This window comes from Nicoliella sp. ESL1120 (assembly GCF_058508515.1).
Genome location: NZ_CP196383.1, coordinates 1,123,339 through 1,138,869 on the forward strand (window position 1 = coordinate 1,123,339; position 15,531 = coordinate 1,138,869).

A 15,531-nucleotide genomic window follows, 5' to 3' on the forward strand; every position below is an offset into this window, starting at 1 on the left:
CACTCGATGCAATCTTAGCATTCGCATTCGCATCGGATGCGGCACTACTTGCAGTGCTACTTGCGGATGAAGCTGTACTACTTGCACTGGAAGTAGCAGAAGATGTGCCTGATCCAGCATTGGATGCAGCAGATGAAGCGCCAGATGAAGCTGAAGTCATTGAAACAATGACATTAGATGCACTAGCTAAATCTTTTCTAGCGTTGTCAGCAGCAATCGATGCCGTGGAAGCCCAACTAGTAACGTTGTTTGCCGCACTGGTGGCAATTACTGCGATGGAACTAGCGTTATTAGCATAGCTAACTGCATTGCTGGTATAAATGGATCCACTAATCGTATCCCCGGTAGCGTATGCACTAAGGGCTTGACCATAGTAACTGTTAGCACTATTTACAGCCCCACTAACACTTGCACTTGCGGAAGCGATTAATGCCACCTGTGAAGTTCCGGCGGAAGAAGCCGTAGATGCAATACTATTTTGTAATGAAGCATCGGCATTAAAGCTATTAACCGCGGTAACAGCACTAGTAGCAACTGATGCTGCACTCTTAAAGATCGAGTTCGTTGGATCATTGTTAAGGTATGCATTGATCGAGTTTGCAATTGAGTTGGCGGAAGTAACATTGCTCGTCATTGTTCCAGCAACTGAACTTGTGACAATGTAAGCGGAGTTGATAACACTATCATTTATAGCGGCAATCGATCCGGAAGCTGAAGTTGCGGAACTAGCGGATGAAGCCTGACTACTTGCACTTGAACCGGTACTACCACCACTTTGGGCAGCGGAGTTTGCAGCACTGGCAGCACTAGCGGCACTATTAAATGAACTGATCTGAACGCCCATTTGTTGGACATCTTGAGCAGCCTTAGAAGCAGCCGTGCTGGCGATATTAGTGTAACTGAGAATGGCACTAGAATTATTGAGCATTGCTTGAGCAGCAGTGCTTGCAGTTGCAGCAGCAGAACTTGCGGCAGAAGCAAAACTATCCCCATCGGTGGTACTTCCAGCAAGGTAAGCTGAGTTAGCGGAAGCTACGTTATTGGAAACAGCGATTGAAGCCGTTGAAATTGCGGCACTCAATGAGCCATCAGAATTGCTGTGAATTGAGTTGGCAACGCTTGCAGCACTGGAAGCCAAGCTCTTTTGTATTTGCGCATCAGAATTAAATCCTGAGATTGCAAAACTAGCCGAACTAGCTGAAGCAGCGTAACTAGCAAGTGATGCATTCGATGCATTGGCACTCACTAAGGAAGCAATACTATTGTTAACCGTGGTAACACTATCTGCATTGGAAGAAGCTAAGCTAGCGGATGATGATGCATTCGATGCATATGAGTTCGCCAAACTAGCGTTGGTTCCGTTCGCAGAAACCACGCTTCCGGCAACGGTATTAGCGTTGCTAGCGGTACTATTGTTGCTACTACCGTTCGAGTTAGCACCAGATGCTTGACTAGCGGCTGAACTAGCGGCACTAGTGGCACTGGCAACAACGCTGGCAGCGGATGAAGCAACGGCTTGATCAGAGATGGCAGCCAATGCAGCACTGGAAGCCAAAACAGTCGCACTGGAAGCAGCAATCACGGCATTGGAAGCTGCAGTGGATAATGCGGCCATCCCAGAAGCAGTTGCAGATGCTTGGGAAGCAAAGATGGAACCGTTGGTAACGTCACCATTAGTGTAGTAGCTATTGGCAACACTAACCAAGCTGTTAACGTTACTTACGGCCACACTGGCAGCGGTCGAAGCTGCGATCGCACTGGCAGCGGCACTGGATGCATTCGCATAGGCGCTGTTAGCAGCAGCGGATTGATTGTTAGCGTCAGAAAGAGCGCCAGCTGCGGCAGCAGAAGCAGAGTTAACCAACTTAGCTTGTGCTTGCACGATCTGGTTTTGCCCGTTAGCAGAAGCTAAGCTATTGGCAGCAGTCGCGTTGCTAGTAACTTGCGTATTGAAGTTACTTGTAGCTACGGCAGCAGAACTAGCTTCTGAAGCGTAGAACGATGCCGAGTTAGCGTATGATTTCGCGGTACTGGTGCTGATGCTAGTAGCCCCATTGTAACTACCTGCTTCACTCGATGTTCCAGATGTAGCACTTGAAGCCCCACTTCCGGCAGAAGCATTCGAACTAGCGGCACTATTTGCACTGGATGCGGTACTGGATGCAGAAGATGCAGTACTGTTGGCACTGGATGCAGTACTGTTGGCGGAACTAGCGTCACTTGCGTATGAGTCCGCAGCCGACTTAGCAGCAGCGGCAGCACTAGCGGCATTTGAAGCGTCGTTAGCAGCCGAACTGGCGATTGAACGCGCCGTACTTGCAGCCGAAGAATTCCCGGATTGGGCAGCCGTGGAGGCAGCACTAGCGGCGCTACTTGCAATACTGTTAGCCTTTGAGCCAGCAGCTGCTGCTGAAGTAGCATTACTGCTTTGGACAATCGCATTCGATGAATCAGCAGCAGCCTGTTTACTTGCTGAACTAGCAATGGAAGCAACTGATGCAGCCGTTGAAGCAGCAGTGGAAGCACTCGATGCTAACGATTGAATTGCAGCGTTACTCTTGTTGGCATTCGCAGTTGATTGGGCAGCACTGGCACTGGCGGCAGCCGTGCTTGCAGTCGTTGATGCACTCGCAGCATTGTTAGATGCCGAAGTAGCATTATTACTTGCCGCACTGGCATCGCTTTGGACCGCAGCACTATCGTTTTGCGCATTATTATTGTAACTGGATGCTTGACTTGCGTAACTAGATGCAGCACTGGCGTCACTAGTGGCGGAAACAGCCGCTTGGGCATTGGAAATTGCCACGCTAACGGAAGTATTGTATCCAGCTGCATCACTTTGGGCGGCTTCTGCTTGAGAAGCAGCAACCGAAGCCGCTTGCGTTGCAGTAGCAGCATTGCCACTATCAGTTTGCGCAGCAGCAGCGGCAGACGCAGCAGCAGACGCATAGCTAGATGCATTCGCAGTCAAAGAAGCCGCCTGCGTATAATTCTGGGCAGTATTAGCAGAAATGGCCTGCGAAGCAGCTTGGTTTGCCAAACTAGCGTTAACACTGGCAGCAACACTGTCGTTGTTCGTCAAACTAGCCGCACTGCTGGCGATAATGTATTGCGAACTAGCGGTAGCAGCGTAAGAATCAGCACTGGACTTAATACTGCCTAAGGCTGAACTAGCAGCACTGTATTGCGAACTAGCGCTGCTTAACGCCGCATTACTGGATCCGCTGAACTGACTAACGATGTTACTCAACACCGTCCCCTGCTGGGTCGCGTTATTGGAGTAGCTAGTAACAACTGAATCAGCAGATGAGGCGTCCTTGTTGTATTGAGAGGCCTTCGATGCATCAGCATTGGCTCCATTCACAGCAGTTGAAGCAGCCGAGTTGGCAGAATTAGCGGAACTTTGTGCTGAGTTCGCCGATGAAGTCCCACCACTAGCAGCGGAAGTGGCATAGTTGGAAACGGAAACGTAGGCATTCGCAATTTCGGTATAACCAGATGCAGCTGCCGATGAATATGTCCCGGTAGAAGTTACCGCATATCCAGCCCCAGTAGTTAACGACTCGATTGGATAGGTCGCAATCGCAAAACTGCCGAATAATGCATTAGCACTGCTTGCCTGCAAATTGGCATTTGAGACGTAGGCATTTCCACCCGTAATATCACCCTTAGCATATTCAGCAGATGCCGCTGCAGATAAACTTGAAACGGAAGTTGAGTATTGGGCAATCCCGCCAGCAATGGCATGCATTTGACTCCATAGTGAAGTAATATTTTGAGCTAAACTGTCAATCAAATAAACTTCAACCTGGGTTCCACCACTGGCAGTATTAACAGTATTGAAACCTTCGTTTACCTGTGAATTAGCAGTGCTGAAGGTAGTATTATTAGGATCCTTCGCAAAGTAGGAGTGAACGTATGCAGTCTGTCCAGATCCAGTTGGATAAGCAGAAGCAACCGAACTATTGACACTGTGAATATAACTTTGATAAGAAGCAATTTCAGACATGAAAACGGAATTAGAACCAAAGGCCGAATTCATTACACTATTCATATTACTGAAGATTCCAGAAGCACTATTTGCGGCAGAATTACCGTTACTAGCGTTAGAAGCCGCACTTGAAAATGCGGATGAGGCACTATTAAAGGAACTCAATTGAGTGGCAATCCCACTAGCATCAGCAGCAGCCTTAGAAGCAGCTACACTAGCTGAATTAGTCAAATCTTGAATTGAGCCAGAATTATTCAGCATCGTTTGCGCAACTGAACTAGCACTATTTACCGCAGATTTGGCGTTCGAAGCATTCGTATCACCACTGGAGACGTTCCCAGCTAGATAATAAGAATTGGCAGCTGAGTCGTATGAACTCACGGCCGCAGAATAGCTATTGACATTAGACAATAGACTCGCATCGGATGCATGGAGCAAACCGGCTGCACTAGCAGCACTGATGGCGATACTAGATTGAAGCCCAGCATCACTATTGTAGCCACTGATGGCCACTTGAGCAGAATTAGCAGCGGAAGCGTAGGTAGATAGCGTCGAGTTCGCAGTATTCGAAGCAAAAATGCTTGCAATCGTAGCATTCGCAGCAGAAACACTGGCGAAGTTACTGCTTGCTTGACTAGCATATGAAACCGCGATGCTGGCGTATAAACTAGCAAGACTGGCATTCGTCGAGTTAGCACTGTTAACACTGTTAGCAACTGAGCTAGCACTGTTGGCAGATGAAGTGTTCGTAGATGAATTGGTAGAAGCAGATGAAGCCGTCGAATTGGCAGCAGAAGCCGAATTAAAGGCGACTGAAATTACAGACAATGCTTGGTCGGCATTGCTTTTATCAATGATAGCTTGACTAGCCGCAGCAGAAGCGGTATTTTGAGCCACTGAAGCCACTGATGACTGGTAACTAATGTCATTGGCTTGATCGGACATCGCAGCCGCAGCATTCGAAGCGTTAGTAGCAAAGGAATTCCCGAGGCTAACGTTTCCGGCAGCATAGGCACTGTTAGCGGAAACAACCGCATTCGAAACCTTGGCGTAGTTAGAAGCAGCAGCGGAAATGTCACGGTTAACTTGGTTGGAAGCCGCAACGGCGTCCCCAGCAGCAGAATTAGCAGTTGATGATTGGTTCACAGCATCAGCATACGCAAGCGAAGCAATCCCACTTTGGACAACTGCAACTGAATTGGCGCTAGAAATAACCGTATTGTAGGAGTTCGCAGATGCTAAGGATGCAATCTGCGTTGCAATGCTCCCGACTGAACTATTGAGCCCACTGGTGGCAACGGCAGCCGAGCGAGCGGCGGAAGCGTAACTATTGGCAGCATTAACGTATCCGCTGAGTATGCTAGCGTCATTTGCAATGGAATTATTATAAGAGGAAGCAGAACTATTGATCGAATTTGCGCTGGCGGATCCGCTCGTAGCAGCACTACTGTTCCCAGCAGCCGCACTGGCGGTACTCTGGGCAGCACTATCGGCTGAACTAGCGATAGCTGAAGCATTCGAAGCATCATTAGAAGCGTTGCTAGCATCAGCGGCAGCACTCGATGCGGTCGATGCCGCTACACTAGCGATGCTGGCCTGAGTACTTGCAGCAGCAGCAGCTGAACTAGCGGCACTCCGCGCAGAACTAGCTGTGGAACTATCCCCACTATTTGCAGCTGAAGAAGCCGCACTCGCAGCTGAAGAAGCCGCAGCTGAAGCCGAACTGGCGCCAGCTGAAGCACTGGATGCAATGGCACTTTGCGAACTGGCCACTGAATTGGCACTATTAGCCCGACTAGCAGCAGAAGATGCTTTGTTAGCGGCGCTGCTAGCATCATTTGCTTCCGAAGTTGCCTGGGAAGCATACGAACTATACGCTGCATTACTAGATTGAGCAGAGGCCGCACTCGCCATTGAACTAGCGATTGAACTGGCATCAGCAGCACTTTTAGCCGCAGTCGATGCCGAATTACTAGCACTATTAGCCGCAGTCGATGCCGCAGTCGAGGCAGAGTTGGCCATCGAACTAGAACTCTGTGCATTTCCAGAGTAGCTTCCAGCAGTATTAGAGTAGCTCCCCGCAGCACTGGCATCACTGTCAGCCGCACTGGCGGAGGCGGCGCTGTTGGTAAGAGCGGTGATCGAGGCACTTAAAGTGGCTGCATAATTAGCATCTGAAATGGCTTGGCTAGCATAGGCTTGGGCTGAACTAACAATACCTGTCATCGTACCAGACATTGTAGTAAGATATGGTCCATATTTACTAGTAGTAGCAGCTTCCTTTGCGGTTAATGAGTTATATTTATTAACATTTGCAGAGTTCCCTGCTGATGCCGCAGATTGGGCTAATTCATAGTATGAAGAAGCCAAACTTGCTATAGTAGCAATAGCATCACTATAGCCACTGTAACCTGCTAAAGCAGAACTAGCTTGTGTAACTGCAATTGATGCATTGGATACTTGAGCTGACGCATCATTGCTCAATGAACCCAGCTGACTATTAATTAAGTTGATCGCACTCTGCGCACTGATAATTACTTGATTTCCAGAATTAACGGCATCGCTAGCGTAACTATTTACAATCGCAGCACTATTGTTACCAGCAGCAGAATAACTATTTACCACCGTGGAAGCCGATTGAGCTTGAGAATAAGCAGAATCAACAATTCCATTTTGGATACTAGCCCCACTATAAGCCGCTGCGGCCTGAGCTGAAAGATTATTAACACTAGTATTAGCAGAGTTAGCAGAAGTGGATCCACTAGTATTCGCATTATTAACCGCACTCGATGCATTGTTGAAGGCGATATTAGCAGCACTAGCAGCTGAACTTGCGATCGAAGCATCAATTGATGCTCTAACCGATGCACTGGATGCTAGCGAAGCATAGCTTTGGGCACTAATCTTAGCAGATGAAGCCGCATTGTCAGCACTCAGAGCCGCACTCGCACTACTTGCAACCTGGGCACTATATGATAAAGCAGAAGCACTATCACCAGTTGAGTATGCACTACTTGCTAGGATTGCATTCGAAGAGGCTGCACTATACGCATTGCTTGCAGCAGTTGCGTAGCTAGCAGCAGAAGTTGATGCAGCATTAGCTGATGAATTAGCATTCGATGCGTCCGAAGTAGCACTCGTTGCGTCATTACTTGCGGAGATTGCAGTAGAAGAAGCACTCGCAATGGTTACAGCAGCACTCGAAACGACCGCAGCCACGCTTGAAGTCGTAGAATCATTCGACGCATTGACTGGGTACAAATTAGCCATTGAGCTAACAGCAGTACTTTGGGTGTTGATCGAGCTAACATAGGTTGTAGCCATGCTTGAAGAAGCACTTGCCGAAACCGAATAACTCGACGCTTGCGTACTGTAAGTAGCTGCACTAGATGCTTGAACAGAATTAGCATCATTAGCGTAACTTTGGGCTGATGAAACGTTTTTATACATATTGCTGACATCGGCAGCAACGGAGGAAGCACTAGCAGCGGCATTAGAAATGTTAGCTGATTCGGTGGCCATTTCATTTTTAATACTACTCAATTGGATGTTGAGTGATGATAGGACGCTACCAGCTCCAGATAATGTATTATAAGCCCCTTGAGCAGCACCAGCAGATGCTTGCGCTGGAAGTAACTCAGCATATCCTGAAGAATAATATGATTTAGTAGCGCTACTTAATCTAGCAGAAGCGGCACTGTAAGCAGCGCTCCCGTTACTATAAGCATTGCTAGCGTTGGCCAATGGAGTTGGACTACTGGAGTTTATGATTGCCAGAGATAAATTGGCCAGAGACGCAACTGAACTTTGGTCAACAATTGCATTACTAACTGAATCAGCTAGGGAGGCATATGATGCTAAATTAGATTCAGCAGTTGATCCTTGGCTAACGTAATTACTAATAAGGGCATTGTTCGGAGTAGAAGATTGTGCATTGGACAGCGTATTGGCAGGAGCACTCGCAGCATTTTTAACTGCACTAACGCTCGTAACTGTACTTTGTGCATTAACAGCCTGTGCAGAAGCATTTTGCGAGACAAGCGGCATTGCATTGGAATAGCTTGTATAAGTGCTCCCGGCAGCAGAGGCAAGGCTCATTAAAGCGCTTGCACTGTTTTCATCGTCAGTTGGATCGTAATTGAAGCTGTCTAAACTACCAGCAAGCCCAGCTAGTGAATTTGCTGCATCAGCTGCCGCAGCAGCAGCTTGTGAAGCTACTATTGCTTGTCCTTGTGCTGAAGTAACTGCCGCATTAACACTGTCAATAGCGGCTTGGATTGAGGACTTTTGATCCTGTGCAGCCTTTGCATATGATACGGCACTAGTTAGAGCAGCTGACGCAGCCGCAACATCCGAACCACTTAATGCTGAAACACTATTATAATATGACTGAGCAATGGATGCAGCTGACGTGGCTGATGAAGCATTTGAAAAGATTGCAATTGCTGCAGAAGAAAGTGCGTCAGAAGCTGACGATGCAGAATTTGATTGAGCCGTAGCTGTTGATGAGGCCGAAGAAGCAAGTGAAGTTTGTTGTGATACTACCGAAGTGGCAGCACTAATTCCACTAGCAATTGAACTTAGGGTCGCCTGATTACTAGTATTACCGTTTGCACTAGCAACACTCTCTGCACTACTTGCCTTAGCATTAGCAGAAGAAGCAATGATTGCGGCACTACTATAGGCGCTAGCAGCAGCATTATTGGCAGCTGATGCACTATTAGTTTGATTAGTAGCATTAGATTTAGCATTGGTAGCAGATTGAGAGTTGGCTGAAGCAAACGTAGATGCCCCAGAAGCCAAAGCAGCTGCACTGTTAGCACTAGAAATCCCTGCATTAGCTTGAGAAATCAATTCATCAACAACGACTGAATTTGAACTAGCAAGTGATGCAGCATAAGAAGCAGCAGAAACGGCTGTTGACAATGCTATATAACCAACTTGAGCAGCAGCCAATGCGGATGAAGTAACTGAAGAATCCGAAGTGGTAACATTAGCAGTCCCTGATAAAATAGTTGCATATGAACTTGCTAATGTGATGTATGCCGAAGCGTTAATTGCAGTGGCAGCAGAAGCTGCTAATGATCTGGCTTGGCTCATGTAAGAGAGCGCATAGCTGGAATTGGTAGTAGCCGAAGCACTCGCAATTGCACCACTCGTAGCTGGAGTTGAAGCTGCATTCCCAAAGAATTGTAGATTTCCATCTGAATAAGCACTGGCAGCAACGCTTAAGTTATAAATTGCAGCAGAATAATTGTCAGCAATCGTCTTTTGCGCAGAAGAAATGGTACTAGCTTGAGCGGCCTGAAGACTATTATAGTATGAAAGAAATGTAAAGTAGGAATATTGAGAGGCAGCACTAACGGCTTTAGACCAAGCTGATGCCGTTGATGAGTAAGCCGAACTAGCAAATGAGGCGGCACTGTTAGCTACGGCTGCTTGGCTACTTCCAACCGGCACAAATAAACTTTGGTTAGCAGTAACCGCACTTTTAGCGGTCGCATAGTAGCTACCAGCAAGTGTATCTGGCTTTGATGCGTACCCGTTTTCATACCCTAATTGATAATCAATTGTATTGTTGTAAATGGCATTGTTAAAGTTAATATCATTTTGACCTTGGTTATAACCCTTAGCATAGTTCGCACCAGCAGTATAATCATTATAAAGTGATCCACTACTGCTACTTTCATTGCTGTTAGCAGTCTGGCCATCCTTACCATCATCATATGCCATTACATTCACGGTAGCTTCCTTGGTGGCTTTAATGGTGTTCAAATGGGCTGTAACATAGAGCAAGTAACTTTGATAAGCAGTATTAACATCACTCAATTGATCGCTAGGAATCGTAAAATTCCAATTTCCGTTTCCATCTGCTTTAGTAACATACCAAACACCCTTATCGTTTGTATCATCGGATGCTTCATAAGAATCTCCCGCATACAAAGGCGCGTTAGTAGTATTGGCACTTTGATAATATGGAATCTTAATGTAAGAACCTGGGGTAGCCCATCCAGAAATGTATCCAGTTTTAGAATTATAATTAACTCCCCCGATTTGGACATCTTGAACGTGGTCCATTTCGATATAATTGCTAAGTCCCTGATTAGCTCCTGTAAGAGGTGATAGTGATTGACTAAAGGTAGTTCCGTTCAAAATGTAACCAGTGGGGGTAGTAGATGTCTTTCCAGTCGTGGGATCAAAGTATTGAACCGTGACCCCGCTACTACTACTAGCTTGGTTTAGAATAACCCCTGTATATGGTCCATATTTGTTACCATTAGCATCAACAAATGTAACCGCTTGTCCTTTAATGGTAACTCCCCCGGCCATCATTACAGAACCAGAAACATTATTAGACTTCATCTTAATTGTTTCAGGGTCATTGATAACAACATTTCCTTGGGCGTTAATTAAAGTAATTGCACCTGTACCATCAACACTTTCAGTAAAGACTGACTTACTATTTAAATTCATGGAACTACTTCCTGAGATGTAAATTGCAGAAGTAGAAATTCCACCTAAATTTTTACCGACAATGTTTAATTGTCCTTGGTTAGAAACGTTAATACTAGAAGCTCCAGCTAAGTAAATAAAGCCAGATCCATTTTGACCACCAGGAAAATAAGGAGCTTGAGTTCCACCAGAACCGTCGGCAGTAACATTTAATTGGGCCCCATTAGCTACATTGATGTTTCCACCACCAGCTGAGTAAATCGCAACAGGCATAGTATAACTTGAGTATACAGCATAATTAGTATTAGGATTAACATACGGATTAACGTTCAAAACACCACCGGCATTAACGTTCACGTTCCCAGTCCCCATTAAATAGATTCCAGCATTCATATTATTAACTACTGGATCTTCAGCACCATATCCAGCTGGTCTTAGGGTAACGTTAGCTCCATGGTCAACGGTAGCATTACCACCAGCCGTGATTTCCAAAACATTCCCGTTATAAGTAGAACCATTAAACGTAGATCCTGGCAAAAATTCAACGGAAGCAACTTGGAAGTTTTGTTGGTTAGAACCACCGCTGTTCGCAGATTTATCACCCATTGGCCATCCTTCTGCCTGGGCAACTCCATTGGTTAAGACACCTAAGTTATTATTCGTCGGCATCGTTCCGGTATTATATTGCGCATTTACAGCATAGGCATCGTAGTTTTTCCCACCGTTAATAATAACGGTACTCTTGACCGGATTATCATTAACATTGATGGATCCGCCGTTTTGCTGGGCAACCGTATCTGCAATATTATTTGGGTTTCCTAAAAATAGTTTAGTACCTGTAGCAAAGGCTAATTGACTCCCAGTGTAGGTAATATTATCATAGTACAAATTTTGAGGAGTTTTAGGAGGAGTGAAACTACCAGCGGTAATTGGTCCGTAGTAATCCGTTCCAAATGCCGTCATGTTCTGCATGATTACGGTGGACGCACCTAAAACATTATAAGAAGCTCCGGCAAAGTCAATCGTGGACGTGGTTCCATCCATCCGCAAACCGTTCACAGTAAAGGTCGTCCCATTGTGGGAGTTAGAAACGTTGTCATTATTATTATAGTATTTACTCCACAAGTTAAAGTTTCCATCGACGTTAATGTGGGTAATATTGGAATTTAACATTGCCGCATCAAACTGCGATGCCGTTGTAACGTTAATGAACCCACTGGCCGTCGCTGCGCTATTGGCATTCACAGAGGCCTGTGATGCTGTCGCACTGGTGGCACTGGAAACTATCGTAGCATAGCTGCTAACGACCACTGTCCCAGCACTAAGGCTTGATAACGCATTACTATTGGCGGTGTAATAACCGTTAGTTGAAGATGCAACGGATGCAGCTGAACTATATAGACTCGTCATCGAAGAGGCGTCTAAAGTGGCCCCGTTTGCCGAAGCACTTGAAGCAGCCGATAGTGCCGCCGATAAAGAATTTAACGTGGTTAATGCATTGGTTGCAAACACACTTTGTAGCGTCATTGTCGTAACGTAGGCAGATAAGCTACTGTAGGCTGAACTAGCGGACAGTGCCCCCTTACTAGCCGCACTACTACTTGTATTGGTGGATGAATCGGCGTAACGAATCGACAGGATGTTCGCAGAATTTACCACAGCAGAAGCTGAAGTCACTTGATTACTTCCCTGCGTATATTGAGCTGCTATTGAATTAGCAGAAGCAATCGCTGTACTAACACTAGCAATGGCTGAAGTTAGGCTATTGGTATCAGTATCACCTAATCCATCATCAGCATCCCGATACAACAACTCCACGTTCGCCGCATCCGAAGCAGATAGCTTGTTAACATCTAACGTTGAAACAACGTTATTGGAATTAGCTACTACCGTTTGTAGATCGGATATTTGAGAAGATGTAACATAAGCACTATCACTTACGTTAGCAGCACTAACTGAGATCACGCTAGATTGAACTGCATTGTCTGAAGCAGTACTAGATTGATCAGTAGTCGAACTGCTATCTTGTGAAGAGCTATTCGAAGTCGATGAACTATCAGTACTCTTAGTTGTACTACTAGATACAGTCGCCTTAGCAGCTAATGAAAGCGCAGCACTAGATAGACTAGCATCTTTACTGATACTGTCACTAGAAGTAGAGTTAGAGCTGAGTGAACTAACACTGAGTGAACTAGCGTTATCGCCACTGGCACTACTTGCGCTTTGCTCATTTGAAGAACTGCTGTTATTAGCAGAACTAGAAGCATTATTATCGCTTGATGAACTAGCAGAAGTCGTACTGCTAGAATCCTTAGCAGCACTCGTATCAGTCGCGCTACTTGTTGAATTACTGTTTTGATTAGAAGCATTAGTTAGGCTTGAACTAACGTTATTTCCACTATTATTAGCAGCACTAGAGTCAGCACTACTTGAACTACTAGTCGTGCTAGAACTTGCATTGGTGCTTGAGTCCGCATTATATTCATCACGATCCGCATTCGAACCGTCAGAAGTATAGTTAGCATCCCCAGTCGTGTCGGCATGAACCGTCTCGTTGGCGATGGCAGTCCCTCCACCAAGTACTGTTAACATTGATAAGGAAACAACAACCCATTGCTTCTTAACTTTTCTAAGTACTTTTTTATCATTTACTTTATTAAATTGATATTTGTTATAAAGCAAAGTAATTCCCCCTTATGTTTGGATATTACTATTGATACAATGATTAATCAATTGTCTCATTATACTGATCGATACATAATTCCTATTTAAATTTATCGTTAATTTTGCCCCTAAAAGGCGATAAAAATTATAACAGACAATAGATATTCAACTGTCATTATACCACCAGTTGACCTTATAACAATAGTAAATAGAATTATTATAATATTTCTGTGTAACAATTAGATACAACAGTATATTAGTTAAATATCAAAAGCCTTCATCAAAATAAAAAATAAGCAACTAACTTGTAAAGAAGCCAATTGCTTATTTATATTATTCGAATTTTTAATATTTTATTTATAGAGATATTTGTTTAATAAGTCTGTAACAGTGAAACAAATTTAATTACCCAACATTCCCCAAAATTTGGAATTACTTATTAAAAATAAACTAATCGTACGCTTTTTAATTTTTACTAATAAAGTGCATTGCCGACCAAAATGAATCGATCACCGTCAACCCACTGCAATTTTTTAAACCCATGCCACTTAATTTTGCGGACATAGTATAACATTACAGTGCGGCGGTAGAGTCCCAAACGTTTCAAGCGGGCATCATAAAAACTGATTCTGGATTTATGACTAGCCTGTTTGCGTTGGCCATAACGAAAAATCGTTTTCCGATTATAAGAATCGTTCGGATGGATGATGAGCTTATTATTGAACGCTTCCACATACCCTTCCAGATAGGAACGGGATTTATTCGCTAGCTCCTTAGAAACAATGTGATCATCCCTAGCCTGGGCCTTCCCTGCTTGATATTCATTTTCAAAATTAGCATGGGCGTTTTGATACTCTTCGGCAAAATTGGTCTTACCATCAGAAAAATCACCTAATTCAGCAGCCATCTGCAGTAATTGACTAATATCAGCCGCTGAATTAGCACTAGCAACGGCCTGCCCTAGCCTAGCAGTCTCACGACGCAATTCACTAATTGCACTATTCCCACTCGCGATCGTATCGACGTTCGCGGATACCATTTGATTCGCATAGTGAATCCTTGATGCGTTCGAACTCATTTTATTTAATCCACTGTCAATGATACTCCCCGCCGTTGAGACCTTACTAGCCAGCTGATTCGTTGCAACGTAATTTCGATTCGTATAGGCCTTGCTAATTGAAACATTGAATGAATTAATATTGGCAACCGCAAGGGACGTAATCTGATCAACATTTTGATTATCACTATTGAGTGAGTGAATCACCGCAACTAACGACTGGGTCTGTTCAAAAGCGGCTTGTGCACTATCTTGGAAGGATCGAGCTACAACTTGATGGCTCATCGCCTGTGAAGCTGCACTTGCAGCCATATTATCATGAGCTAACGAAGCAAAGTGCGTAAGCTTTTGTTGACTGTCGATCAGCATGTTAATATTTCTCATCGCAGTAGCAACCAATGATTTTGTCGTGAGCTGCTCATTATCGACCGCAGCGTTAATCGAGCTAGCCTCATGAATTGGAGCTGCGACTCGACTTAACACCCCTGCCAGCGAATTGCTGAACGACTTAGCCGCTGAATTTGCGGACTGTGCACTTTGCATCAATTCACGTTCTTGGGCGAGACTATCGACCCTGTCAACGACTTGGTTATAAGTCGAAAGCATTGTCGAACTATTTAATTTGATCGTGGCTAAGTCATCATAAAAATTGGTCCGTAGCTGGGATAGCTGGTGGCCAATCGATTGAATATCGATCAATAACGACTGCAATGAATCGTCATATGTGACCTTTCCAGATAGGGCTGCTGCAGAACTAGCTAAGCTCTTATAAACGTCGGCAATGCCAAAATTAAGCTCATCAGCATAGCTATTTGCCAATTCCATGTATGAATCCATCGTATGGTTCATTTGATCAGCGGATGCGGTTAGCGAGCGGGCCATTTGGTTATTACTATCGACCTGTTCTAAGTATTGATTAGTCAATCCTAAATTAGACTGTGCGATTTGGTTCAAGCTGTTCGCCTGGCTACCAGTCAAGCTTGCTTGCCAAATTTGATTTTTTAATTCGAGGTCATTGGAAAAATCACTAGTTAATTTATCGATCATATTAATCGTTCCAATAACGCCGTCATTAATATGGGAGGTATCTTGGGCGTAGGAACTAATTTCATTTCCAATACGACTAGCTTGACTAGCCGCATTATTAATTTCGTTTGCTAAACTATTCATTAAATCAACTTCCATACTATGCTTATTATGTTTTTATAATTGGATTCACTTTATTAATGATACATTAAGTTATTTCGGTTGTAAATTATTTTGCGAAGATATTAAGCACCCATTAATCGCTAGCTGAAGCGCTTTAGAAGCAATTTTACAAAATGAAATAAAAAAACAGCCGTTATTAAACGACTGTTTTTTTAAA

Annotated in this window: 2 protein-coding genes (1 of these 2 only partly in view); both read right to left on the minus strand. The window is 44.6% G+C overall.

Going from position 1 to position 15,531, the window contains the following annotated elements:
• Positions 1-13,126, minus strand: partial view of a beta strand repeat-containing protein gene (locus tag ACSYTE_RS04895; protein WP_491716345.1) — the 5' portion only. 20,417 nt of this gene lie to the left of the window's left edge; 13,126 of the gene's 33,543 nt are visible here — the first part of the coding sequence; its start codon is at positions 13,124-13,126; its stop codon lies off the left edge, out of view.
• Between the two features lie 457 nt (positions 13,127-13,583).
• Positions 13,584-15,335, minus strand: a complete 1,752-nt coding sequence (locus tag ACSYTE_RS04900) for a hypothetical protein (protein ID WP_491716346.1) — start codon at positions 15,333-15,335, stop codon at positions 13,584-13,586.
• Between the last annotated feature and the right edge of the window lie 196 nt (positions 15,336-15,531).

Excerpts from the sequence above, each read along its gene's own strand:
- ACSYTE_RS04900 (WP_491716346.1), bottom strand. The coding sequence starts at position 15,335 with ATGAATAGTTTAGCAAACGAAATTAATAATGCGGCTAGTCAAGCTAGT.